The sequence below is a fragment of the Arenibacterium sp. CAU 1754 genome (assembly GCF_054482635.1).
Genome location: NZ_JBTLRG010000001.1, coordinates 352,915 through 377,863, shown reverse-complemented (window position 1 = coordinate 377,863; position 24,949 = coordinate 352,915). Strand labels below are relative to the sequence as shown.

Here is a 24,949-nt window from a genome sequence, read left to right as displayed (position 1 = left end):
TTTCCAACGGCGCTCGTCGTATTCTTGACGAATTCGCTAAGGCACCTTAGAACGGTTCTAATTGTGACGTGGACAGCATTGCCGCGTCGTCACGGGCACATAAGCAACCGTGGCGGAAACGTCAATGTTTTCGGACAAATGTCTGCCGGGGGAAAGGCCAAGATGAAGCTGTCGACCAAGGGACGGTACGCAATGGTGGCGCTGGCTGATATCGCCCTGCAACCCGAGGGAAATCTGGTCACGCTGGGGGACATTTCCCAACGGCAAAAGATTTCGCTCCCCTACCTGGAGCAGCTTTTCGTGAAATTGCGCCGTGCCGGGCTGGTGGAGTCGGTGCGCGGCCCCGGGGGCGGCTATCGTCTGGCGCGCGCGGCCTCGGACATTCGCGTTGTCGATGTTCTGAGCGCGGTCGATGAAACCGTGGACGCGATGCACAAGGGGGCTGGTGTCTCGGGCGGGTCATCGGGCAGCCGGGCTCAATCCCTGACCAACCGCCTGTGGGAAGGGCTGAGCGCGCATGTCTATGTGTTCCTCTATCAAACCCGCCTGTCAGACGTGATCACCAATGATCTGGCCCCGTGCCCCGTGGTGCCGGGCCTGTTTTCGGTGGTGGATGAATGACCCGCGTATACCTGGATCATAACGCAACCGCGCCCCTGCGCCCCGATGCACGCGTGGCAATGATCGCGGCCATGGATGTGGTGGGCAACCCCTCGTCGGTCCATGCCGAGGGCCGCGCCGCCAAGGCGCTGGTTGAAAAGGCGCGCGCGCAGGTGGCAACCGCCTTTGGGGCGGATGGGGCCGATGTGATCTTTACCTCCAGTGCGACCGAGGCCGCGGCCCTGGCCTGTGCCGGTCGCGCCTTGCACGGGGGCGACATCGAACATGACGCGGTTGCGGCGTGGATCACACCCGATCTGGCCGTGGACCACACCGGCGCGGTGACGGTCAATGATCCGCAGAACACGGCCCTTCAGGCCGCCAATTCCGAAACTGGCGTTGTGCAAACCCTGCCCGAAGGCCTGGCCGTCACCGATGCCACGCAGGCCTTTGGCAAGCTGCCGTTTGCTTTCAACTGGTGCGGGGCGACCATGGCGATCATCTCGGCGCACAAGCTGGGTGGCCCAAAGGGCGTGGGCGCATTGGTGATCAGGCGCGGCACGGAGTTGGCCGCGCAGATCAAGGGCGGCGGACAGGAAATGGGCCGCCGGTCCGGCACGGAAAACGTGATCGGCATCGCCGGTTTCGGCGCCGCAGCCGAGGCCGCAGCACGTGATCTGGCCGACGGGGTCTGGGATCAAGTCGCAAAACTTAGAAATATTCTAGAAAGCGCTCTTGAGGCTGGCACAAATAAGACTATTTTTGTCGGGAAAGATTCGCAACGCCTGCCCAACACGTCCTGCTTTGCGACGCCGGGCTGGAAAGGCGAAACGCAAGTGATGCAGATGGACCTGGCCGGATACGCAATCAGCGCCGGGTCGGCCTGTTCCAGCGGCAAGGTAAAGGCGTCGCGCGTCTTGCGGGCGATGGGGTTTGACGAGGCAACAGCCGCCGGGGCGATCCGGGTGTCTCTGGGGCCCGAAACAACAGAAGATCAGGTGCTGCGCTTTGCTGATGCGTGGCTGGACAAAGAAAAGAAACATCGCGCGCGTGCCGCGTGAGGTCAGGAGGGCGACATGGCCGCATTGGACCAGTCTCAGGTAAAAGAAGGTGTCGATCAGGATACGGTCGACGCGGTTCGCGAGGTGGGTGGCGCCTATAAATACGGCTGGAACACCGACATTGAAATGGAATACGCCCCCAAAGGGCTGACCACGGATATCGTGCGCCTGATTTCGGAAAAGAACGAAGAACCCGAATGGATGCTGCAATGGCGGCTTGAGGCGTATGATCGCTGGTTGACCAAGGAAGAACCCGATTGGGCCATGGTCGACTATCCTGAAATCGATTTCCAGGATCAGTATTACTATGCCCGCCCCAAAAGCATGGAGGTCAAACCCAAGTCCCTGGACGAGGTCGACCCCAAGTTGCTGGCAACATACGAAAAACTGGGCATTCCGCTGAAGGAACAGATGATCCTGGCAGGCGTCGAAGGCGCCGAGAACATCCCCGCCGAGGGCCGCAAGGTGGCCGTGGATGCGGTGTTTGATTCCGTGTCCGTCGGCACCACGTTCCAGGCCGAGCTGAAAAAGGCCGGAGTGATCTTCTGCTCGATTTCCGAGGCGATCCGCGAACACCCCGAACTGGTCAAGAAATACCTCGGTTCCGTCGTGCCGGTGTCTGACAATTTCTATGCTACTCTGAACAGCGCCGTATTCTCGGACGGATCGTTCGTTTACGTCCCGCCCGGCGTACGTTGCCCGATGGAACTCAGCACCTATTTCCGCATCAACGCCGAAAACACCGGGCAATTTGAACGCTCGCTGATCATCGCCGACAAGGGATCATACGTGTCCTACCTCGAAGGGTGCACCGCGCCCGCGCGCGATATTGCACAGCTGCACGCCGCCGTGGTCGAAATCATCATCGAAGAAGACGCCGAGGTGAAATATTCCACCGTTCAGAACTGGTATCCCGGGGATGAAAACGGCAAGGGCGGTATCTATAACTTTGTCACCAAACGCGCCGATTGCCGGGGGGACCGGTCCAAGGTGATGTGGACGCAGGTCGAAACCGGGTCCGCCGTGACGTGGAAATACCCGTCCTGCATCCTGCGCGGCGATGACAGCCAGGGCGAGTTTTATTCCATCGCCATCGCCAACAATTACCAGCAGGCCGACACCGGCACCAAGATGATCCACCTGGGCAAGAACACCAAGTCGCGGATCGTGTCCAAGGGGATCAGCGCGGGCAGGGCGCAGAACACCTATCGCGGGCTGGTTTCGATGCACCCCAAGGCACGGGATGCGCGCAACTATACCCAATGTGACAGCTTGCTGATCGGTGACAAATGCGGGGCGCACACGGTGCCTTACATCGAGGTCAAGAACAACTCGGCCCGTGTCGAACATGAGGCGACAACCTCCAAGGTCGACGATGATCAGCTGTTCTATTGCCGCTCGCGCGGGATGGACGAAGAAGAGGCCGTCGCGCTGGTCGTGAACGGGTTCTGCAAGGACGTACTGCAGGCCCTGCCGATGGAATTCGCCATGGAAGCGCAGCAACTTGTCGCGATTTCGTTGGAAGGCTCGGTGGGGTGACAGACGGTTGGGGAGATCATTATTCGGAATTTTGGGTTGGCATCGGATCGGCTCTCCCGGAACAAGTAAAGGTGACGGTGAGGAACGCTCCGAAAGTCATCTTCTTTTACGGACCATTGGGGCTAGTAACAGTCGAAAAAATAGAAACACTAGAGTTTGACGGTTGGGAAATTTTCGATGGATTTCAACAAAGCGTTGTTCGCTTCGAGTCCATGAAAGATGCTAAAAGCAATGTCTTAAAAATCTTCGATATGCGTATCAAAGAAATCCTTGAGCGCGGTGAAGACCCTGAGATCGCAGAGTACTAAAATGATCACCACAACAACCCCCTCGGTCGAAGGCCGCCTCATCACGGACTACAAGGGCATCGTGGTGGGCGAGGCCATTTTGGGCGCAAACATCGTGCGCGATCTGTTTGCCGGGATCACCGATATTCTGGGCGGCCGCTCGGGCGCTTATGAACAGGAACTGGGCCGGGCCCGCGCCACTGCGCTGTCAGAGATGGAAGACAACGCCAGGGCTCTGGGCGGCAACGCCGTTGTCGGCGTCGATCTGGATTACGAAGTGATCAACAACATGCTGATGGTTTCGGCCAGCGGCACGGCGGTGGTGCTGGACTGACATGATGATGCAGCCTGTGCATATCGCCCGTCCGGACCTGACGATGCCCGAGGCCGAGGCCGCGCATCTGCGCGCGGTCTACGCGCGGGCGGATGTCATTCTGGAATATGGCTCGGGCGGGTCCACCGCCTTGGCCGCGGAAATGCCCGGCAAAGCGATCACATCCGTGGAAAGCGACCGCGCCTGGAAACGGATGATGGACGGCTGGTTCGCCGAAAACCCGCCCGCCAAGGGCACCAGCGTCGACATGATCCATGCCGATATCGGCCCGACCAAGGATTGGGGCCAACCGGCGGATGACCGTGGCTGGAAACGCTATGCCCGCTATCCGCTGGCGGTCTGGCAGCGCGACGGGTTCGTGCATCCGGATGTGGTTCTGGTCGATGGGCGGTTTCGCATCGGCTGCGCGCTGGCCACTGCCTTCAGCATCACGCGCCCCGTGACGCTGTTGTTTGACGACTACGCCAACCGGGCCCGCCACCACCAGGTGGAAGAGTTCATTGGCACACCAAACCTGATCGGCCGGATGGGTGAGTTTCAGATCACCCCCACGTCGATCCCCGCGAACAAACTGCTTCAAATCATACGCTTCATGCTGCGCCCCTGAGTGCGCCGCCAAAAATACACGAGGATAAAAATGCTGGAAATCAATAACCTGCACGTCAAACTTGAAGAAGAGGACAAGCAAATCCTCAAAGGTGTGAACCTGTCGGTCGAGGCGGGCAAGGTGCACGCGATCATGGGGCCGAACGGGTCGGGCAAATCGACCCTGTCCTATGTCCTGTCGGGCCGCGAAGGGTATGAGGTCACAGACGGCACCGCCACGCTTGACGGCGACGACCTGCTGGACATGGAACCCGAAGAACGCGCCGCCGCCGGCCTGTTCCTGGCGTTCCAGTACCCGGTCGAAATTCCGGGCGTGGGCAACATGACCTTCCTGCGCACGGCCGTGAACGCACAACGCAAGGCCCGTGGCGAAGAAGAGATGAGCGCCGCCGATTTCCTGAAAATGGTGCGCGCCAAGGCCAAAGACCTGAAAATCGATGCCGACATGCTGAAACGCCCCGTCAACGTCGGCTTTTCCGGGGGCGAGAAAAAGCGCAACGAGATTCTGCAAATGGCGATGCTGGAGCCCAAGATGTGCATTCTGGACGAGACCGACTCGGGTCTGGACGTGGATGCCATGAAACTGGTGGCCGAGGGCGTCAACGCCCTGCGCAGCGAAGGGCGCGGCTTCCTGGTTATCACGCATTATCAACGGCTTCTGGACCATATCAAACCTGATGTGGTGCACATCATGGCCGATGGCCGCATCGTCAAGACAGGCGGCGCGGAGCTGGCGCTTGAGGTTGAGAACAACGGATATGCCGGCATTCTGGCCGAGGTGGCGTAATGGGTCTGCCCGAGCTGAAACAAACCGCGACCGACGCGCTGCTGGCCACGCTGAACCTGCCCGAAGGCGGCTGGGCCGAGGCGCCGCGCCGTGAGGCGCTGGCCCGCGTTCAGGCCATGGGCCTGCCCGGGCGGCGCGATGAATACTGGAAATTCACCCGCCCCGACACGTTGGTGCAAACCGACGTAGTCCCGGCCGAGGTCTTCGTGAACGACGAAACACCGATGTTCGACGGCTTTGACCGGCTGCGCATCGTGTTCACTGATGGCGTCTTTGATCCCGTGGCCTCGGATGATCTGAGCCTTGAGGGCGTCAGCGTCGAACGTCTGGCCGATGTCGGGCAGGCCGATATCCACTGGGCCAAGGACATCTATGGTGTGCTTGAAACCCGCGGTCAGACCCCGGTACAGCGCCCACTGGCCGCCCTGAACACCGCCTTTGCCACCGATGGCGTGGTGATCCATGTGACCGGCAAGCCCAGCAAACCGATCAGCCTGATCTATCTGCACAACTCCGACACGTCGGATGCGATCCTGCATCACGTTCTCCGCGTGGATCCGGGCGCCGAAGTCACGCTGCTGGAAAACGGCCCGGCGGCGGCGCGGTTCAACAAATGCATAGAGGTCGACATCGCCGATGGCGGCACGCTGCATCACGTGCGCGGGCAGGGGCGCGACCATGCCCGCCGCGCCGCGACGCATATCTTTGCCCGTCTGGGCGAAAAATCGACCTTCAAATCCTTTACCCTGACGGTCAACGGCGTTCTGACGCGGAATGAATGCGTGATCGAACTGACCGGCGATGATGCGATTGCACATGTGGCCGGGGCCTGTGTGGGCGACGGGGATTTCCACCATGATGACACGGTGTTCGTCACCCATGACGCGGTGAATTGCGAAAGCCGGCAGGTCTTCAAGAAGGTGCTGCGCAACGGGGCGACCGGCGTGTTTCAGGGCAAGATACTGGTCAAGGAAGGCGCGCAGAAAACCGACGGCTATCAGATCAGCCAATCGCTGCTTCTGGATGGCGACAGCCAGTTCCTGGCCAAACCCGAGCTCGAGATCTATGCCGACGATGTGGCCTGTTCACACGGGTCCACAAGCGGCGCCATCGACGAAGAGGCGCTGTTTTACCTGCGCTCGCGCGGGGTGCCGGAAAGCACGGCAACTGATCTGCTGACCCTCGCGTTTCTGGCCGAGGCCGTGGATGAAGTGGAAAATCAGGAACTGGCCGACGACATCGTCGCGCGGCTCGAAGGCTGGCTGGCACGCCGCCGCTGATGCCGGTCGCGTCAGACATCGTTGCGACCTATCGCGGTCCGGGCCGTGTGATCGATCGCCTTTTGGAGGCCGGTCAGCGCGAGGATCGCGCACTGGCCATCCTGATGGCCTTTTGCGCCTTGGTGTTCGTCGCCCAGATGCCGCGCCTGTCGCGTGAGGCGCATCTGACGGGGCAGGACCTGAACATGCTGATGGGAAGCACGCTGATGGCGTGGATTTTCATCGCCCCCCTTCTTCTTTACGGGATTGCCGCCCTGTCGCATCTGGTGGCGCGCATCTTTGGCGGGAGTGGGACATGGTATGGCGCGCGGATTGCGCTGTTCTGGTCTTTGCTGGCGTCGGTGCCGATCATGCTGTTGCATGGGCTGGTTGCCGGGTTCATCGGCGCCGGTCCGGCCCAGCAGGCCGTCGGTCTGATCTGGGTTCTGGTCTTTGGCTGGTTCTGGCTGACCTGTCTGGGCCGCGCGGAAAGAGCGCCACAATGACCGCGCCCGACCTGTCACACCTTGTTGTCATGACACTGCGCACCCCGGCCGAGGCCGCGCGGGTGCTGATCGGGCTGTACCTGTCCCGGCAAACGCTGTGGATGGGTCTGATCCTGGTCGCGGCCCTGCAGACGCTGACACTGGTCTTGATGGGATATCTCATTCCGTCCGATTTCCCGATGTCGGCGCTGCTGGAAACGCCGCTCACCCTGTTTGCCGCCTCGGTGGCGGGGTTGGCACTGATGGTGTTCGCCATGCATCGTGTCGGGCTGCAAATGGGGGGGCGTGCGTCGTTGAATGATATCATCGTTGTGATGGTCTGGTTGCAACTGCTGCGGGTCGCGGCGCAAATCATCACCATTGGCCTTGCCCTGATCGTGCCCTTTCTTGCCACGCTGGTATCCTTTGCCGCCGGGCTGCTGGCGCTTTACATCATTGTTCATTTCATCGATCAGGTGCATCAGCTGAACTCGATCCCGTGGTCGATTGCCGTTCTGGCAATTTCGATGTTTATCACGATGATTGGCCTGTCGGTTCTGATCCTGCTGGTCGGGGCACCAATTCTGGGGACTTCTGGAAATGTATGACGTCGAAAAAATCCGAGCAGACTTTCCGATCCTGTCGCGCGAAGTGAACGGCAAGCCGCTGACGTATCTCGACAATGGCGCCTCGGCCCAGAAACCGCAGGTGGTGATCGATGCCATCACGCAGGCCTATAGCCAGGAATATTCCAACGTGCACCGGGGCCTGCATTACCTGTCCAACCTCGCGACCGAGAAATACGAGGCCGTGCGCGGCATCATTGCCCGGTTTATCGGCGCACCGTCAGAGGATGAGATCGTCATCAATTCCGGCACGACCGAAGGGATCAACCTGATTGCCTATGGCTGGGCTATGCCGCGCATGCAGGCGGGCGACGAGATCATACTCAGCGTGATGGAACACCACGCAAACATCGTGCCCTGGCATTTCCTGCGCGAACGTCAGGGCGTGGTCCTGAAATGGGTCGATGTGGACAGCACCGGCGCGCTGGACCCTCAAGCGGTGATCGACGCGATCACCCCAAAGACAAAACTGATCGCCATCACCCAACTGTCCAACGTTCTGGGTACGCGCGTCGATATCAAGACCATCACCGAGGCCGCCCACGAAAAGGGCGTGCCGGTTCTTGTCGACGGGAGCCAGGGCGCCGTGCACATGCCGGTGAACGTCGCGGATCTGGGCTGTGATTTCTATGCGATCACGGGTCACAAGCTTTATGGTCCGTCCGGGTCGGGGGCCATATACATCAAATCCGATCGCATGGCTGAAATGCGCCCCTTTCTTGGGGGCGGGGATATGATCAAGGAAGTCACCAAGGACCAGGTCATCTATAACGACCCGCCGATGAAGTTTGAGGCCGGAACCCCCGGTATCGTGCAGACCATCGGGTTGGGCGTGGCGCTGGAATACATGATGGACCTGGGGATGGAGAACATCGCCGCCCACGAGGACAAGCTGCGCGACTACGCCGCCGCGCGACTGGCGGGGTTGAACTGGCTTCAGGTGCAGGGCACGACGCCGGACAAAGCCGCCATCTTTTCCTTTACGCTGGACGGGGCGGGGCATGCCCATGACGTGTCCACCATTCTGGACAAGAAAGGCGTCGCCGTGCGGGCAGGGCACCACTGTGCCGGGCCGCTGATGGATCATCTGGGCGTATCGGCAACCTGTCGCGCCTCATTCGGGCTGTATAACACCACTGATGAGGTCGACACGTTGATCGAGGCGCTGGAACTGGCGCACGATCTCTTCGGGTGATCGCTGGCTCCGTCCTGTCAGCAGATTTTTGAACAGCCGGGGCAATACCGATTGCACTGGCGCGGGGCTTTGGCTATGACGCCCCCAACGCACCTGTAGCTCAGCTGGATAGAGCGCTGCCCTCCGAAGGCAGAGGCCAGAGGTTCGAATCCTCTCAGGTGCGCCATTTTCCCGATCCGCAAGAAAGTCACTGCCGCTACAGGATAAAAGAAAAAGCCGCACTGGTCGGAACCAAGCGCGGCTTAAAGCATTGTTTGTTCAGAAGCAGGGCGGATCAGCCGCCCCAGGAACGGACGACGCCGCAATCCATATGAACAAAATTCGACCGGGAATATTTGCCGACACCGCCAGCATGGCACGCCGCCGCAGCGCGCGCCATCTGACTGACCGAGCGCGACGCCAGCCGCAGATCGGCCGCCTGACCCTTCATGTGGAGCGAATTCTTCGCCACACCGCGCGAGCGCGAGCGCAACATAGCGTTGGTTTGCGGACTGCGATATCCTGACAGCAGCATGTAAGGTTCGCTCACATCCAGAAGGTTGTGCGAGGCGGCCATGATGTCGACTGTGCGCAGGTCAATGGATTTGACCTGATCGGTCCGCCAGTCCCGCATGAAGTGGTTCACCTCACTGACGGCGTCCTTGATGTATTCGCCTTCGATCCAGTACACCATGTCGAGACGTTCGCCAGTGCGGCCCGAATACATCTTGATGCGGCGGACATCGCCACCCCCGCGCAGGAACCCTGCGGCCTTGGAATAGGTTGGTGTGGCTGTGACAAGTGTTGCTGCGAAAGCGCCGAGCAGACCGCGCCGGGAAAATCCCGAGGAGTTGTTAGTCGTCATTGTACTGCGGAGTCCCCCGCTCTGAAATTCCTGCCTGCGCCCGATGTTACGTGCGCTATTTTTCATCCATCCCCAGATGCACGCAATTTATTGCACATCACGAATCGCGATCCAACCACGGATTTGTGCAAGTTTTAATTACGGGGAATTTTCGGCGATTTCTTGCGCAACCGCCTGTGTTTGCCGCACCGACACCCTCCTGCCACCAGACGGGCTCGAAAATTGCAGAAATCACCGTATTTTGATTGCAACATCCATCGCAAAATCGCAGTTTTTCAACTATTTGCACAGGCCATATAATATACTATTTAGACGCAAGATTTTGAGGACCCATCGCATGCGCCCCCCACAACTTCCTTTTTTGGCTCGTTCGCTTGTCGCTTTTACCTGTGCCTTGTTTTTGAGCTTGGGAGTGATGTCCGCCCCGGCCCGGGCCCAGGTGACCGCCTTTAAACAGGCTGTGGCCGAGGCCGCATCAGCGGACGCGGATATTGCCAAATTCTACCGCAGCACCGGGTTTGCACCGCTCTGGACCGGGCAGGGGGATGATGCGCAACAACGGCGCGCGGCGCTGGTTGCGGCGCTGAAATCCTCGCATCTGCACGGGCTGGCCCCGGCGCGTTATGATCTGGCGGGCCTGTTGGAACAGCTGAAAAATGCCCAAACCGCACGCGATCTGGGCGACATCGAAGTCGCCCTGTCCACCACATACCTGCGCTACGCGCGCGATGTTCAAAGCGGGTTGCTGGTTCCCGGCAAGATCGACAGTGGCATGGTCCGCGACGTTAAATACCGGGACCGGACCGCCCTTTTGACCGGATTTGCGGAAAATGAACCGCGCGATTTTCTGAACAGCTTGCCGCCTGCGAACAGCGAATACCGCAACCTCATGAAAGAAAAGCTGCGCCTTGAACGCGTTATGGAAAGTGGCGGATGGGGCGCCACGGTCAAAGCGGACAAGCTGGAACCGGGCGACACCGGTCCGGCGGTTGTTGCCCTGCGCAACAGGCTGATCGCGATGGGGTACATGTCGCGCAGTGCGGCGCGCGATTACGACGGCGACCTACAACAGGGGGTACGCGATTTTCAGGCCGCCAACGGGTTGGCGCAGGATGGTGTAGCGGGCGCTGGAACGTTGAGGGAGCTCAACACCCCCGTGCGAAAGCGGCTTCATTCGATTGTGGTCGCGATGGAGCGGGAACGCTGGATGAACTTTGATCGTGGCACGCGCCATATCCTTGTGAACCAGACAGATTTCACCGCCAGGATCATCGACAAGGGCGAAGTGACTTTTCAGACGCGGACAGTGATCGGCAAGAACACCAGCGACAGGCGCAGCCCTGAATTTTCGGATGTGATGGAGCACATGATCATCAATCCGACATGGTATGTGCCGCGCTCGATCGTGACCAAAGAATATCTACCCAAGCTGCGCAACAACCCCAATGCCGTTCAGCATCTGGTCATCACTGACAGCAGGGGCCGCCGAGTGAACCGCTCGAGCGTCGATTTTTCACAGTTCACCCAGCGCAATTTTCCCTTTGCGATGAGCCAGCCGCCCAGCAACCGCAACGCGCTGGGTCTGGTCAAGTTCATGTTCCCGAACAAATACAACATCTATCTGCATGACACCCCGCAAAAGAGCCTGTTTTCCCACGAAACCCGGGCCTTTTCACACGGCTGCATCCGTCTGGCCGACCCGTTCGATTTCGCCTATGCCCTTCTCGCCGCGCAAGAGGATAATCCGCGCGCTTTTTTCCACAGCATTCTGAATACCGGACGGGAAACCAAGGTACCGCTGAAAACCCCGGTGCCGGTGCATCTGATCTATCGCACGGCGTTTACCTCGCCCAAGGGGCGGGCCGAGTTCCGCCGCGACGTCTATAACCGCGACGGCCTGATTTGGGAGGCGCTGAGCCGCGCGGGGGTGGAACTGAGCGACGTTCAGGGTTAACTAAAGCTCCAACACCACATTGGGGCCAAAAATGACATTCACGATCAAGGACATCGCAGTGGCCCTGGGCGCCGAAGCCGTCGGCGATACCAGCCTGACCATTCATCGTGCGGCCGAGCCGGCGGATGCTGGTGCGCAGGATCTGGCCTTGGCCATGTCCCCGAAATATGCCGAAACTCTGGGGCAGGGCAGCGCCCGCGCCGCCCTGCTGTGGCCCGACGCCGATTGGCAGTCCATGGGCCTAAAAGCCGCGATTTTCGCGCCACGCCCCCGCCGGGCCATGGCCGGGCTGACCGCATTGATGGATCTTGGCCAGGGCTTTGGCGAGGGGATACATCCGACTGCAGTGATCGACCCCTCCGCCCAGATCGGGCACGACGTGGCCATTGGCCCGCTTTGCGTGATTGGGCCAAGAGCGCGGATCGGCGCAGGATCGGTCATCGGTCCGCATTGCATGATCGGAATGGACGTGGAACTGGGCGAAAATGCCTTTCTGCGGGAAATGGTCAGCATCGGCGCCCGCGTCCGCATTGGCGCGCGGTTCATCTGCCAGCCCGGTGCACGCATCGGCGCGGATGGATTTTCCTTTGTGACACCCGAAACCTCGGGCGTGGAAAACGTGCGCAAAACGCTGGGCGATCAGGGTGATGCGCAGGCGCAGTCCTGGATGCGTATTCATTCGCTGGGCGCAGTGACCATCGGCGATGATGTAGAGATGGGCGCCAATTGTACCATCGACAACGGCACCATCCGTGACACGGTGATCGGCAATGGCACGAAACTGGATAACCAGGTTCACATCGGCCACAATTGCAGAATTGGCAATGACTGCCTGTTGTGTGGCCAGACCGGCCTGTCCGGGTCGGTTGATCTGGGCGATAACGTCGTTCTGGGCGGGCAATGCGGCGTGGCCGATAATATCTTTGTCAGCAATGGCGTGATTGCTGCGGGCGGCACCAAGATCCTGTCGAACGTGCCCGCAGGCCGGGTCATGATGGGCTACCCGGCGGTCAAGATGGATTTGCACACCGAAATCTACAAGGCGCAGCGCCGTTTGCCGCGTATCCTGCGCGACATTGCCGAGCTTAAAAAGGCAGTTTTCAAACAGGACCCAACCGCGTAAGTCAGCGCCAGTTCAGGACAAAAGGAGGCTGAGATGAGCATCCAGGATCAGGTTATCGAAATCATTGCCGAACAGGCGGTTTTGGAACCGTCCGATGTGTCCCTGGACAGCACGCTTGAGGAGCTCGGCATTGACAGTCTGGGGTTGGTGGAAAGCATCTTTGCCATCGAAGAAGCCTTTGACATTTCGGTCCCGTTCAACGCCAACGATCCGCAATCGAGCGATTTCGATATTTCCAATGTCGCCGCCATCATCAAGGGGATCGAACAGCTGATGGCGGAAAAGGCATGATGCGGGTGCTCCCGGAGCATTTCTGATGAAACGGGTTGTCATCACGGGGGCGGGCACCATCAATGCCCTGGGTCATTCGGTTCCCGAAACGCTGGACGCGATGCGCGAAGGCCGCTGTGGCATCGGCGCACTGGAGTTTCGCGACGTGGACCGGCTGGCCATCAGGATCGGCGGCCAGGTGCGCGGGTTCGAGGCTGAAAACCGGTTCAACCGCCAGCAAATGGCGCTTTATGACCGGTTCACCCAGTTCACCCTGACCGCCGCAAAAGAGGCAATCACCCAATCCGGCATCTCGTTCAGTGGCGATCTGGCCGCGCGGGCCGGCGTGGTTCTGGGCACCGCCGGGGGCGGGGTCAGTACCTGGGATGACAACTATCGCAGCGTGTACGAGGACGGTAAAAACAGGGTGCATCCCTTTGTCGTGCCCAAGCTGATGAACAACGCAGCCGCCGCCCATGTGTCGATGGAATACAACCTCAAGGGGCCATCCTTTACCGTGTCGACCGCCTGTGCGTCATCGAACCACGCCATGGCCCAGGCCTTTGCCATGGTGCGTAGCGGGATGAGTCCGGTCATGGTCACCGGTGGGTCTGAATCAATGCTGTGTTTCGGCGGGGTCAAGGCCTGGGAAGGGCTGCGTGTGATGTCCAAGGACGCCTGCCGCCCCTTCAGCCTGGGCCGCAGTGGTATGGTCCAGGGCGAGGGTGCTGGTGTTTTCGTGTTCGAGGAATACGACCACGCCCGCGCGCGCGACGCTGACATCCTGTGCGAGGTGATCGGCTTTGCCATGACCTCGGATGCCTCGGACATCGTCATGCCCTCAAAACGGGGGGCCGCGCGGGCCATGGCGGGCGCGCTGAGTGACGCCGGTCTGAACCCCGAAGATGTGGGATATATCAACGCCCACGGCACCGGCACCGCCGCCAATGACAAGACCGAATGCGCCGCCGTTGCCGATGTGTTCGGGCCCCATGCCGACCGGCTGATGATCAGTTCGACCAAATCCATGCACGGCCACCTGATCGGCGGCACCGGCGCGGTGGAATTGCTGGCCTGCATCATGGCGCTGCGCGACGGGGTGATCGCCCCGACCATCGGATATGAAGAACCCGATCCCGAATGCGCGCTGGACGTGGTGCCCAACACCGCGCGCGAGGTCGATATTCAGGTCGCGCTCAGCAATGCCTTTGCCTTCGGCGGCATGAACGCCGTGCTGGCCCTGCGCCGGATATGAAAAAGCCGGGCCCGACGTGCGGACCCGGCTTTTATGACGTCACCGAAGGTCGGTTTATTCAGTCACCACATCCACCGCATTATAGCCGGCTGTAAATCCGTTGAGCGACAGTTTCAGCTCGACCACCTGATCGGGTGCCGGGGCCGGCCTCAGCGAAATCTTGGCCGCATTGCCGCGTTTGAACGCATTCACATCCGCCTCTGTCAGACCGATCTGCGCCACGCATCCGATCGGGTTGCAGAAGGAATAGTTGTACCGCTTGCCCGGATCACTATCGACGGCGATGGTCAGCTGCGCGGGCAACAGGGTTTCCAGCGGAACCACCACGGTCGCGCCGGCAACCGCCTGTGAGCCGTTGGAAATGCGGAACAGCGAAACCTCGGCAATTGCGTTGCCCTGATCATCGACCAGAACCTGCAACAGCGAACAGGGGTCTGTTTCGGCTTCGGTCCGGATACAGGCCAGATCCCAGTCGCCGAATTTCTCTTTTGAATACCGCTCGCCCAATTTGGGCGCCTTATCGACAGGCTGGCCCAGATCCAGCGGGCTGTCCTGTGCGGCCGGTGCCTCGGTGCCTGCCGGAGCGGGTGTTTCTGCGGTCTGCTCGGTCTCGGTCGGGGTTTCGGTCTGGGCTTGCTGGGCCAGAACCGGCCCGCCAAATGCCATCAAAGAGACCACCGACAGCGAAGAAAGAAGTTTGATCATGGGTTACCCATTTTTGTTTACCGTTTTTTGTCCCTCTACCACGTCCCGTCAGAGGTGTCAGGGCCATAAGAAGGTACGAATACAGCATGTAAGCCGATTTACGCCCGTTACAATCACGCTTTGCAACAGGGTGCAGCAATGCAGCGGAGCAACAAGAAAGGGGGCCTGAAACAGGCCCCCTTGAACTTGGTCTCTCCCCGTCGGACTGGCCGACTTATTTATTGAGTGGACGTTACGAAAACCCGCATCGACGGTCAACAGCTAACACCGGACAGATCCCAAAATTTCAGCCTTGCAATTTCCGGACCCGCGGCCCGCAGACATATGTGAAAAAAGGCCGTACCCCAAGGAGCACGGCCAGTCTGACAGGGAGGAAGTGCCCGCCAACCCGAAAGATGGATCCGCGAACAGAAATGACTATCGCAGGCAAAGGTTAACTTTGTATGGTTGGCCCCTAACGTGACTACATTTTGAGGGTAAAACAGGCATGGACGATCAGGTGTTTATTGGCGGCGGTGGCCCCGACTATGCGGAAAAGCAAGGGCTTACGCTGAAATATGCAAACCGGCACGGCCTGATCGCCGGGGCCACGGGCACCGGTAAGACCGTCACCCTGCAAATTCTGGCCGAAGGGTTCAGCGACGCGGGCGTTCCGGTGTTCCTGTCGGATGTCAAAGGCGACCTGTCGGGGCTGGCGAAATCCGGCTCTCCCGATCACAAACTGCACGAGGCGTTTACCTCGCGCGCAGAGAATATCGGGTTTTCCGACTATGCCTATTCCTCGTACCCGGTGACCTTCTGGGACCTGTTCGGCGAACAGGGCCATCCGGTGCGCACCACGGTTGCCGAAATGGGGCCGCTTCTTCTGGCCCGTCTGCTGGAACTGACCGAGGCCCAGGAAGGCATTCTGAACATCGCCTTCCGCGTCGCGGACGAGGACGGGTTGCCGCTGCTTGATCTCAAGGACCTGCAATCGCTCCTGGTCTGGATCGGGGAAAACCGGGGCGAACTTTCGCTGCGCTATGGCAACGTGTCGATTGCATCGGTCGGTGCCATCCAGCGCCGTCTGCTGGTTCTGGACAATCAGGGCGGTACAAAGCTGTTCGGCGAACCCGCCCTTGATCTGGCCGATCTGATGCGCACAGATGACACGGGCAGGGGGGTCATCAACATCCTTGCCGCCGATCAGCTGATGGGCTCACCCGGGCTCTATTCCACCTTCCTGCTGTGGCTGCTGAGTGAGTTGTTCGAAGAATTGCCCGAGGTCGGCGATCCGGACAAACCCAAACTGGTGTTCTTCTTTGACGAGGCACATCTGCTGTTTGACGGCGCGCCCAAGGCGCTGGTGGACAAGGTCGAACAGGTGGCGCGGCTGATCCGCTCCAAAGGGGTCGGGGTATATTTCATCACCCAGAACCCCGCCGATGTGCCCGAGGATATCCTGGGTCAGTTGGGCAACAGGGTACAGCACGCCCTGCGCGCCTTTACCGCCAAGGACCGCAAGAACCTGCGCATGGCGGCCGAAACCTATCGCGAGAACCCGCGCTTTTCGACCGAAGAGGCGATCCGCGAGGTTGGCGTGGGCGAGGCGGTGACCTCGATGCTGATGAAAAAGGGCATACCGGGTGTGGTTGAACGCACCCTGATCCGCCCGCCATCCTCGCAACTGGGCCCGATCACCAAGGCCGAGCGCCAGGCGATGCTGGCCAGCTCGGACATGGCCGGAAAATACGACGAGACCCTTGATCGCCACTCGGCGCATGAAATCCTGGCCAAACGCGCCGAACAGGCCGCAAAAGCGGCCGCCGAAGCCGAAGAAAAGGCCGAACAGTTGGAGGCCGCCGAACGCGAATACAGCGCCGGGCGCCGCTATTCCGGCACCCGCGTGTCCCGCTCGTCCTCGCGGTCCAGCAAGTCAGACAGTTTCGGCAGCGCGCTGGCCAAGACGGTGATCAAGGAGCTGAAAGGCACCACAGGCCGCCGCATCGTGCGCGGTATCCTGGGCGGGCTGTTCAAGGGGCGATAATCGCCTGCACCTCATCAAGATAGGTTGCGCTGACCGGGATGGATCGCCCATCCGAAAGACGCGCAACCGTTTTCTTGTCTTCGCGCCCGACCGAAACCAGATGCGCAGAGTTGACCCAATGTGACCTGTGGGTTCGAGCACCCGAGAGGCCATCAAGCTCATCTAGGGCATCAGACATGCGCATCAGCACCAAATGCTTGCCAACGGCTGTCGTGACCTCGACGTAATGATCGCGCATCGAGAGCGAAACGATGTCGCTGCCCACGTCTGGCGGCAGCCGATCGTGGAACCGGGTCCTTGCCGGCTGTTGTTTCTCTTCGCCGCGACCTGTCCAGTCATAAAACTCCAAGACAACGATAAGTGACCCGATGATCGACACCTGCGCCCAAATCAACCAGAACGATGAAACATCCATCATTGGCGGACGCATGACCGCGCCGACAAAGAAAACGACAACCGTGCCCGGTATTGCCGCCAGAAGCGCGCCGGAAATGATGCGCAACACTTCGGGGATCCGGGCCAGGTAACGCGAATTCAAAGTGACTTTGACCATGACGTGCATAAAAAACCCGACGCCCGCCATTATGACAGTCCAGTAGATCAGCCGTTCGACAAACACCAAATCCCTGTAGCTTCCGAACGGGCCCAACACCGTCAGAATCAAAATTCCAAGGAAGAAGACAACCGCCTTCTTTTCCCATTCGATTTCACCAATAATTTGACGCATCGCGAGTTTACCTATGCCGGAATTTCACGAATTTCCGCAAGAATTCACGAATTTACCTTTGATTTCAAGTGCCTTCACCTGTCTTTAAGTCTTGTGAGTGACTTTCAACCTGCGCACCTGTTTTTCCAGGAATTTGCGCTGGTTGGTAGATGAGTGTTCTTTTTAATCTTGAGGGCACCGCAAGCTGATCTGATCAGACTGCGGTGTCCTCATTTTTTGTCATGACAGTGCCGCCTGCCGGCTCACTTCTCCGGGATCAACCCCCGTGGGCTGAACCGCAGCACCAGCAACAGAACCAACCCCATGGTCAGCAACCGCATATGGGCGGCGCTTTCGATCAGGTGATCCTTGAGCCAGAACCCATCGCTCATCCCGGACGTGATCAGCTGCATCAGGAACAGGCCCATGGGTTCGACCTGAACCCACAGGAACCAGATCAGCAACCCGCCCAGAACGGCGCCGAAATTGTTGCCCGATCCGCCGACGATGACCATCACCCAGACCAGGAAGGTAAAGCGCAGCGGCTGGTAGGTGCCCGGCGTCAACTGCCCGTCCAGCGTGGTCAGCATCGCGCCGGCAAGGCCACAGATCGCACTGCCGATCACGAAGACCTGCAAATGGCGGCGCGTCACGTCCTTGCCCATCGCCTCGGCCGCGACCTCGTTATCGCGGATCGCGCGCATCATCCGGCCCCAGGGACTTTTCAGCGCCATCTGGGCCATCCACAACAGCACCAGCAACACGAAAAGAAACAACCCCGCATAGGCCAGCTTCACGTAAAGGGTCGAGGCCTCGACAGGGTCCAGCCCCCAACCGGCGGCCCGGGAAACGAAATCGGCATTCCCCTGCAGATCGATCTCGTAAGGAACCGGGCGCGGAATCCCAACCACGTTCTTGACCCCGCGTGACAACCAGTCCTCGTTCTTGAGAATGGCGATGATGATTTCGGCAATCCCCAGCGTTGCAATTGCCAGATAGTCCGATCGCAGCCCCAGCGCGGTTTTCCCGATCAGCCATGCCGCCCCGGCGGCCAACAGCCCGCCTACAGGCCAGGCCAGAATGACCGGCAGGCCCAGACCGCCCAGATATCCCGTCAGCGCGGGATTGACCTTTTCCACCGCCTCGACCGAGGGGTCCAGAACCGCTCGATAGAGGAAAAACCCACCAATCAGCAGCGCCAGCAGCACCAACGCGCGCAGGCGCCCTGCTGCCATCCTGTTATACACCAGAACCGCCGCCACAATCGTCGCGGCGCCCAACAGAAGGCCCAGCAGAACACCGCCGCCGCCAGCAACCCACGCCTCTTGTGTCGGCTCCATCGACACCAGAACCGTGGCCAGACCGCCTAGCGCGACAAATCCCATGATCCCGACGTTGAAAAGCCCGGCAAACCCCCATTGCAGGTTCACGCCAATCGCCATGATCGCCGACACCAGCCCCATGTTCAGGATCAACAGCGCACTGTTCCAGCTTTGCATGACCCCGGTCAGCAGGATCAGCGCCCCGACAAGGGCGAACAGCCCCGTATTCTTGACAGCAGGCGTCATATGGATTTCCCCCGGAACAGGCCCGTCGGACGGAACAGCAGGACGATCAGCAAGATCACGAAGGACACAGCGAATTTGTAATCGGTGCTCAGCAACTGCACCAATTCCGACGGCTCCAGGGACTCAGGCAGAAGATAGATCAGCACCTTTTTCCACGCATAGGTGATCGTGACCTCGGAAAAGGCGATCACGAACCCACCCGCAATGGCACCCAGCGGGTTGCCAAGGCCGCCCACAATGGCGCTGGCGAATATCGGCAGCAACAGCTGGAAATAGGTGAACGGCTTGAACGATTTGTCGAGCCCATAGAGAACGCCGGCCACCGTGGTCAGAGCCGCAACAATCAGCCAAGTGTACATCACAACCCGTTCAGGATTGATCCCAGACAACAGGGCCAAATCTTCGTTATCGGAATAGGCCCGCATGGATTTTCCGGTGCGCGTACGGTTCAGGAACCAGAACAGCAGGGCAACCACGACCACGGCAGTGATCACTGTAAGCCCTTGTGACGTCTTGATCGCCAACCCTTCGTCAAGGCCCGTCATCCGCTTGAATTCGCGCGCTGAAATGATGAACCGCTCCCCATCGGCAAAGCGCTGGTCATCCGGCCCGATGATGAACCGCACCAGCCCGTTCATGATGAACATCACCCCCAGCGAGACGATCACCAGGATGACAGGCTTGGCCTTTTGCTCGCGGTAAAACTGATAGACCAGCTTGTCGGTCACCAGCAGCAGCACCATGCACCCAAGGATCCCGAAGGGCAGGGCGAGCAACGCGGTGGGCAGGGGGCCCAGGTTGATCCCAACCGACTGCATCCACCAGGTCACCAGGATGGTCACCATCGCCCCAAAGGCCATCGTGTCCCCATGGGCAAAGTTGGAAAACCGCAAGATCCCGTAGATCAGCGTCACCCCCAACGCCCCCAGCGCCAACTGGCTGCCATAGGCGATTCCGGGGATCAGAACGTAGTTCGCAATCGCGACAAGCGCATTCAGAAGGTCCATCAGTTCTCACCCTCGCAAGTGCCGTGATAGGTGACCAGCATCGGCCCGGCCATGTGAACGGAATAGCGCGCATCGCCGCTCGCCGATGTGCTGATCACATGCAGGGCCGTCTCCCCCATCGCCATCAGAAGGCCCAGGTCCTGTGATCCCCCCAATGTCGCGTCCAGCGTTTCCGACGGGGTCACAAGTTGCACGTGATCCGGGCCAGCGGGACCAGGCTGAATATCCACGCTGTAATTGGTTTCACCGCAGCTTTCGGTTTCAAAACATTCGGTGACAAAGCGACATTGCCCCGCCCAGGCCCCGGGCGCCAACGTCGCGCAAAAAATTGCGGCCAAGAAATATCTCACGCGGTCAGCCCCCCAAAAACGATTTGCGCACTTCGGGATCGGCCAGCAGTTCCTTGCCCGTTCCGGTATAGGCATTGCGCCCCTGCACCAGAACATATCCCTTGTCCGCGATTTCCAGCGCCTGCCGCGCATTCTGTTCCACCATCAGGATCGGAATGCCCGTGCGGGCCACCTCGATGATCCGGTCAAACAGTTCGTCCATCACGATGGGGCTGACGCCCGCAGTCGGCTCATCCAGCATCAGAACCTTGGGCCGGGTCATCAGCGCGCGGCCCACGGCGACCTGCTGGCGCTGCCCGCCCGAAAGCTCTCCCGCGGCCTGGTTGCGCTTGTCACGCAGGATCGGAAACAGGTCATAAACCTGCTCCATCGTACCCCGGAAATCATCGCGCCGAATGAACGCCCCCATTTCCAGGTTTTCCTCGACCGTCAGCGAGGTGAAAATGTTGCTGGTCTGCGGCACGAACCCCATGCCTTTGACCACGCGGTCCTGCGGCGACAGGCGGGTGATATCCTCCCCATCCAGCAGGACATGCCCCGCGCGCAGGTCAAGCATGCCGAACACCGCCTTCATCGCCGTCGATTTCCCGGCGCCATTGGGCCCCACGATCACGGCAATCTCGCCCGGGTTCACCGCGATCGTGCAGTCATGCAAAATGTCGGGCCCCTTGCCATACCCGCCCGTCATGGCCGAGCCGACCAGAAACGGGCTGCCCTCGGGCGCCGGGTGCACATCGCCGCTTTCGCGATGCACCGCGCTGCCCGCGCCATGCGGGTTGGTGATCGACCGGTCCTTGTTGCCACGATCGTCCTGATATGGATTTGTGCTCATGCCCGGCCTCCAAGTTTCATCTTGCCCGAAAAACTCCGGGGGAGTCGCGCTGTGCGCGACGGGGGCTGGCCCCCTTGCGCGCCCCGCGCGCCAGGCAAATGGAATGTGCCGCAGGCACGCTGCATGGCACCAAATCGGGTCATGCCGGCACCTTGTTCTTCAGCCCGGTGCCCAGATAGGCCTCGATCACCTGTTCGTTGGCCTTGATCTCGTCCAGCGTGCCCTGGGCCAGAACCTTGCCCTCGGCCATGCAGATGACCGGGTCGCACAGGCGCCCGATGAAATCCATGTCATGCTCGATGACGACAAACGTGTACCCGCGCTCCTTGTTCAGGCGCAGGATCGCATCGCCAATCGTGTTCAGCAGGGTGCGGTTCACCCCGGCGCCGACCTCGTCCAGGAACACGATCCTTGCGTCGACCATCATCGTGCGGCCCAGTTCCAACAGTTTTTTCTGCCCGCCCGACACCTGGCCCGCCCTGTGATCGGCCAGATGCTCGATGGTCAGAAACTCCAGAACCTCGTCCGCCTTGGCGCGCAGGGCGCGTTCCTCGTCCGCGATCCGCTTGCGTCCGAACCAGGTGTTCCACAGGGTTTCGCCCGTTTGCCCGCCCGGCACCATCATCAGGTTTTCCCGGCAGGTCATCGACGAAAACTCATGCGCGATCTGAAAGGTACGCAGCAGCCCCTTGTGAAACAGATCATGTGGCGGCAGGCCGGTGATATCCTCACCCGCCATGGTCACACGTCCGGACGTAGGTTCAAGAACCCCCGCGATCACATTGAAAAGAGTTGTTTTTCCTGCACCATTCGGCCCGATCAATCCGGTGATCGACCCCGGTGTGATTTCCAGCGTCGCGCCATCGACCGCGTGGAAACCTCCAAAATGCTTGTGCACGTCTTCAACGACGATCATTGCACCCCCTGGCCACAGTATGTCTGCGGTATTTTTCATTGAGACAGCCCGGCGCACTGCGCACCGGGCTGTCTTGTGTCATCACGATACGAGGCGCTTAGCGGAACCCAACGGTTTCGTTCTTGCCGTCCTTGACTTCGATCTCGCGATAGGTGCCGGCGCTTTCACCCGGTCCGATCAGTTCCACGGCCGAGCCGCCGACATAATCGATGTCGCCGCCGTTCTTGAGGATCTCAAGACCCTTGGCCAGCTCACCGGGATAGATCTTTTCACCAGGCCCGTTGGCCACCTCAAAGATCTTCGCGCCATATTCCGCCGGATCGGTGGAATTGGCCGCCTGCATGGCGAACATGAACAGGGCTGCCGCGTCATAGCTTTCCGGCGAATAGGGGCCGGTCGGGTCGAACGCGTCGCCAGCCAGGGCCTTGAGCTTCTCGATGCCTTCGCCGCCCGAACCGGCGATCTGACCGAAGGATCCGTTCAGGTCGGGCCCGACATTCTGGGGCAGGCTGTCACCGATCATGCCACCGGGCAGACCGAAAGTTTCAAACGCACCGGAATCCAGCGCGGCGTTGATGATGCCCAGACCACCCTGGTCCAGATACCCGGCCACAACCAGGATATCGCCACCGGCCGAGGCCAGCGCGCCCACTTCGGCGGAATAGTCGGCCTTGCCGTCTTCGTGCGCGGCACTGATGGTGACTTCACCGCCAGCGGCCTCGAACGAGGTCACGATCGCATCGGCCAGACCCTTGCCATAGTCGTTGTTCGTATAGGTCAGCGCGATCGAATTGATCCCGCGGTCCTTCAGCACTTCGGCCATCACCTGGCCTTCCCGCGCATCCGACGGTGCGGTGCGGAAGAACAGGTCGTTATCTTCAACCGTCGACAGACCCGGCGAGGTGGCAGATGGGGAAATCATCACCATGCCGTTCGGGATCGCCACGTTCTGCAGGATCGCGCCTGTCACACCGGAACAGTCGCCCCCGATCAGACCATTGATTCCATCGGCAATCAGGCGTTCGGCGTTCGACGTGGCCAGACCGTTGTCGATGCACCCCGTGTCCGCCCGCATCGGCGTGACCATGGCCCCATCGAGCAGCGCGCCACTCTCGTTCACTTCCTTGATGGCCAGTTCAGCACCATCAGCCATTGCTCCGGCCAGCGATTCAATCGGCCCGGTAAAGCCGATCAGAATGCCCAGTTTCACTTCCTTGGCGTGACCGGCCGCAAATGCGGACCCCGCCATCAGGGCTGTGGCGGCAGTCGCCAAAAGCAGCTTTTTCATTCATTTTCTCCCGTGTTGGAACATAGATGTTCAGATTCGACCCTAGGCAAGCTGATTGAAAAAGAAAAGTCCCGACACTCACCGCCTGCCGGTACGTCAATTCCATATCCTCGACCTTGTCCAAACGGCTTTGCGCTCCAATATCTTCCCCAACCGAGGAGGTTCGCCATGCGCCAGATCATTGCCGCTCTTTGTACCATCTTCACCGCCACCGCCCTGTGGGCCGACACGATGCAAACCGCATCGGGACCCGTAGAAATCCGCAAGGTTGTCGGCGGGCTGAACGAACCCTGGGCGGTCGATCATCTGCCCGATGGGCGGTTTCTGGTGACGGAACGCTCCGGCCGCCTGTTGTTTGTCGACGACAAGGGCGCAACCGTCGTGCGCGGTGTGCCAGAGGTGCGCGCACGCGGGCAGGGCGGGTTGCTGGACGTGGCGGTGGCCCGCGATTTCGCCACCTCGGGCGAGGTGTTCCTGACCTATGTCCGCCCCCAGTCCGGCACAGGCAGCACCGCGCTGGCCGTGGCGCGGTTCGATCCCGATGCATCGCGGCTCAGCAACCTGCGCGTCCTGTTCACCGCCTTTCCGGCGGGCGGCTCGGATCGGCATTTCGGCAGCCGCGTGATCGAGGCAAAGGACGGGACCCTGTTCGTCACCCTGGGTGAGCGGGGCAATCGCATGTCGGCCCAGGACCTGAGCGTGCACAACGGGTCGGTCATTCGGATCAACCGCGACGGGTCGGTTCCTGCCGGCAATCCCTTCGCAGGGACATCCAGCGCCCGCCCGGAAATCTGGTCCTACGGGCACCGCAATATTCAGGGAGCCGCCCTTGATGCCCAGGGCCAGCTCTGGACCGTCGAGCATGGCGCGAAGGGTGGGGATGAGGTGAACAAGGTGCGCAAGGGCGCCAACTATGGCTGGCCAGTCATTTCCTACGGGCGGCATTATTCCGGTGCGAAGATCGGCGAGGGAACCGCCAAGCCCGGCATGGAACAGCCCGCGCATTATTGGGATCCCTCCATCGCGCCCTCGGGCATGATGATCTATTCGGGCAAGCTCTGGCCGCAATGGCGCGGTGACATGTTCGTCGGCTCGCTCAAGTTCAACCATATCAGCCGCCTGTCCGGCGCGCCCCTGCGCGAGGTTGACGAGCTGCGCAGCACCGCAACCGCCCGCGTGCGCGACGTGACCGAGGCCCCGGACGGATCGATCTGGTTCATCTCGGTCGGGCGCGGCGCGATTTACCGAATGACACCCGGCTGACACCTGCGCAAATCGCAGCCAACCTGACGGAACACAGCCGGAGGACCGCACGCGATTTCTGTT

General features: G+C 60.3%; 25 protein-coding genes, 1 tRNA gene and 1 pseudogene. 18 read left to right on the top strand and 9 right to left on the bottom strand.

The features are described from left to right. Positions 1-162 precede the first annotated feature (162 nt). The 12 genes from iscR to ACXYMO_RS01835 all read left to right on the top strand — a co-directional run bounded on the left by iscR (position 163) and on the right by ACXYMO_RS01835 (position 8,945). Positions 163-621 carry a Fe-S cluster assembly transcriptional regulator IscR gene (iscR, locus tag ACXYMO_RS01890; protein ID WP_458876950.1) on the top strand — a complete coding sequence of 153 codons (459 nt, stop codon included), beginning with the start codon at positions 163-165 and terminating at the stop codon, positions 619-621. Further along, positions 618-1,661, top strand: a complete 1,044-nt coding sequence (locus tag ACXYMO_RS01885) for a cysteine desulfurase family protein (protein ID WP_458876949.1) — start codon at positions 618-620, stop codon at positions 1,659-1,661. The genes iscR and ACXYMO_RS01885 overlap by 4 nt, the downstream gene beginning before the upstream one ends. Positions 1,662-1,676: 15 nt before the next feature. Beyond that, the gene (sufB, locus tag ACXYMO_RS01880; protein ID WP_458876948.1) at positions 1,677-3,200 is read left to right on the top strand and encodes a Fe-S cluster assembly protein SufB; all 1,524 of its coding nucleotides are present in this window, start codon (positions 1,677-1,679) and stop codon (positions 3,198-3,200) included. Further along, on the top strand, positions 3,197-3,508 hold the full coding sequence (locus ACXYMO_RS01875; RefSeq protein ID WP_458876947.1) for a hypothetical protein: 312 nt from the start codon (positions 3,197-3,199) through the stop codon (positions 3,506-3,508). The genes sufB and ACXYMO_RS01875 overlap by 4 nt, the downstream gene beginning before the upstream one ends. 1 nt (position 3,509) lies before the next feature. After that, the gene (locus ACXYMO_RS01870; protein ID WP_458876946.1) at positions 3,510-3,821 is read left to right on the top strand and encodes a heavy metal-binding domain-containing protein; all 312 of its coding nucleotides are present in this window, start codon (positions 3,510-3,512) and stop codon (positions 3,819-3,821) included. Positions 3,822-3,825: 4 nt separating this feature from the next. Continuing rightward, a complete protein-coding gene (locus ACXYMO_RS01865) occupies positions 3,826-4,428 on the top strand; it encodes a hypothetical protein (RefSeq protein WP_458877871.1) in 603 nt (200 codons plus the stop codon). 30 nt (positions 4,429-4,458) lie between these two features. Next, the gene (gene sufC / locus ACXYMO_RS01860) at positions 4,459-5,214 is read left to right on the top strand and encodes a Fe-S cluster assembly ATPase SufC (protein WP_458876945.1); all 756 of its coding nucleotides are present in this window, start codon (positions 4,459-4,461) and stop codon (positions 5,212-5,214) included. Then, entirely contained in the window at positions 5,214-6,494 is a 1,281-nt protein-coding gene (locus ACXYMO_RS01855) for a SufB/SufD family protein (RefSeq protein WP_458876944.1), read from the top strand. Before sufC ends, ACXYMO_RS01855 begins: the two co-directional genes overlap by 1 nt. After that, positions 6,494-6,979, top strand: coding sequence for a YIP1 family protein (locus ACXYMO_RS01850; RefSeq protein WP_458876943.1), 486 nt, complete (start codon positions 6,494-6,496; stop codon positions 6,977-6,979). Before ACXYMO_RS01855 ends, ACXYMO_RS01850 begins: the two co-directional genes overlap by 1 nt. After that, on the top strand, positions 6,976-7,566 hold the full coding sequence (locus tag ACXYMO_RS01845; RefSeq protein ID WP_458876942.1) for a Yip1 family protein: 591 nt from the start codon (positions 6,976-6,978) through the stop codon (positions 7,564-7,566). The genes ACXYMO_RS01850 and ACXYMO_RS01845 overlap by 4 nt, the downstream gene beginning before the upstream one ends. Next, on the top strand, positions 7,559-8,779 hold the full coding sequence (locus ACXYMO_RS01840; RefSeq protein WP_458876941.1) for a cysteine desulfurase: 1,221 nt from the start codon (positions 7,559-7,561) through the stop codon (positions 8,777-8,779). The genes ACXYMO_RS01845 and ACXYMO_RS01840 overlap by 8 nt, the downstream gene beginning before the upstream one ends. 89 nt (positions 8,780-8,868) lie before the next feature. Next, positions 8,869-8,945 (top strand) — tRNA-Arg (locus ACXYMO_RS01835). A 108-nt stretch (positions 8,946-9,053) separates the two neighbouring features. On the opposite strand, the gene ACXYMO_RS01830 is transcribed toward ACXYMO_RS01835, so the two are convergent. Beyond that, positions 9,054-9,623: a YcbK family protein gene (locus ACXYMO_RS01830; RefSeq protein ID WP_458876940.1), complete on the bottom strand. Its 570-nt coding sequence runs from the start codon at positions 9,621-9,623 to the stop codon at positions 9,054-9,056. Between the two features lie 337 nt (positions 9,624-9,960). Between ACXYMO_RS01830 and ACXYMO_RS01825 the strand changes: the two genes are divergently transcribed. The 4 genes and pseudogenes from ACXYMO_RS01825 (at position 9,961) to ACXYMO_RS01810 (ending at position 14,225) form a co-directional block, all read left to right on the top strand. Beyond that, a complete protein-coding gene (locus ACXYMO_RS01825) occupies positions 9,961-11,577 on the top strand; it encodes a L,D-transpeptidase family protein (RefSeq protein ID WP_458876939.1) in 1,617 nt (538 codons plus the stop codon). A 31-nt stretch (positions 11,578-11,608) separates the two neighbouring features. Beyond that, the gene (lpxD, locus tag ACXYMO_RS01820; RefSeq protein WP_458876938.1) at positions 11,609-12,700 is read left to right on the top strand and encodes a UDP-3-O-(3-hydroxymyristoyl)glucosamine N-acyltransferase; all 1,092 of its coding nucleotides are present in this window, start codon (positions 11,609-11,611) and stop codon (positions 12,698-12,700) included. A gap of 24 nt (positions 12,701-12,724) precedes the next feature. After that, positions 12,725-12,991 (top strand): annotated as a pseudogene (locus ACXYMO_RS01815) (acyl carrier protein); the annotation flags it as partial. 25 nt (positions 12,992-13,016) lie between these two features. Further along, entirely contained in the window at positions 13,017-14,225 is a 1,209-nt protein-coding gene (locus ACXYMO_RS01810; protein ID WP_458876937.1) for a beta-ketoacyl-[acyl-carrier-protein] synthase family protein, read from the top strand. Positions 14,226-14,279: 54 nt separating this feature from the next. Here the strand turns inward: ACXYMO_RS01810 and ACXYMO_RS01805 are convergent, their stop codons facing one another. Then, a complete protein-coding gene (locus ACXYMO_RS01805) occupies positions 14,280-14,930 on the bottom strand; it encodes an invasion associated locus B family protein (protein ID WP_458876936.1) in 651 nt (216 codons plus the stop codon). A gap of 487 nt (positions 14,931-15,417) precedes the next feature. On the opposite strand from ACXYMO_RS01805, the gene ACXYMO_RS01800 reads away from it, so the two are divergent. Next, on the top strand, positions 15,418-16,956 hold the full coding sequence (locus tag ACXYMO_RS01800; protein ID WP_458876935.1) for a helicase HerA-like domain-containing protein: 1,539 nt from the start codon (positions 15,418-15,420) through the stop codon (positions 16,954-16,956). Here ACXYMO_RS01800 and ACXYMO_RS01795 read toward each other — a convergent pair. The 7 genes from ACXYMO_RS01795 to ACXYMO_RS01765 form a co-directional block, all read right to left on the bottom strand. After that, positions 16,943-17,683: a LytTR family DNA-binding domain-containing protein gene (locus ACXYMO_RS01795; protein ID WP_458876934.1), complete on the bottom strand. Its 741-nt coding sequence runs from the start codon at positions 17,681-17,683 to the stop codon at positions 16,943-16,945. The genes ACXYMO_RS01800 and ACXYMO_RS01795 overlap by 14 nt on opposite strands. A gap of 242 nt (positions 17,684-17,925) precedes the next feature. After that, positions 17,926-19,230 carry a branched-chain amino acid ABC transporter permease gene (locus tag ACXYMO_RS01790; RefSeq protein ID WP_458876933.1) on the bottom strand — a complete coding sequence of 435 codons (1,305 nt, stop codon included), beginning with the start codon at positions 19,228-19,230 and terminating at the stop codon, positions 17,926-17,928. Continuing rightward, on the bottom strand, positions 19,227-20,237 hold the full coding sequence (locus ACXYMO_RS01785; protein ID WP_458876932.1) for a branched-chain amino acid ABC transporter permease: 1,011 nt from the start codon (positions 20,235-20,237) through the stop codon (positions 19,227-19,229). Before ACXYMO_RS01785 ends, ACXYMO_RS01790 begins: the two co-directional genes overlap by 4 nt. After that, positions 20,237-20,467, bottom strand: a complete 231-nt coding sequence (locus ACXYMO_RS01780) for a hypothetical protein (protein WP_458876931.1) — start codon at positions 20,465-20,467, stop codon at positions 20,237-20,239. Before ACXYMO_RS01780 ends, ACXYMO_RS01785 begins: the two co-directional genes overlap by 1 nt. A gap of 124 nt (positions 20,468-20,591) precedes the next feature. After that, positions 20,592-21,419 carry an ABC transporter ATP-binding protein gene (locus ACXYMO_RS01775; RefSeq protein ID WP_458876930.1) on the bottom strand — a complete coding sequence of 276 codons (828 nt, stop codon included), beginning with the start codon at positions 21,417-21,419 and terminating at the stop codon, positions 20,592-20,594. A gap of 139 nt (positions 21,420-21,558) precedes the next feature. Next, positions 21,559-22,335, bottom strand: a complete 777-nt coding sequence (locus ACXYMO_RS01770; RefSeq protein ID WP_458876929.1) for an ABC transporter ATP-binding protein — start codon at positions 22,333-22,335, stop codon at positions 21,559-21,561. Positions 22,336-22,432: 97 nt separating this feature from the next. After that, on the bottom strand, positions 22,433-23,623 hold the full coding sequence (locus tag ACXYMO_RS01765) for an ABC transporter substrate-binding protein (protein WP_458876928.1): 1,191 nt from the start codon (positions 23,621-23,623) through the stop codon (positions 22,433-22,435). Positions 23,624-23,791: 168 nt separating this feature from the next. Here ACXYMO_RS01765 and ACXYMO_RS01760 point away from each other — a divergent pair, with 168 nt between their 5' ends. Then, positions 23,792-24,886: a PQQ-dependent sugar dehydrogenase gene (locus ACXYMO_RS01760; RefSeq protein WP_458876927.1), complete on the top strand. Its 1,095-nt coding sequence runs from the start codon at positions 23,792-23,794 to the stop codon at positions 24,884-24,886. Positions 24,887-24,949 lie beyond the last annotated feature (63 nt).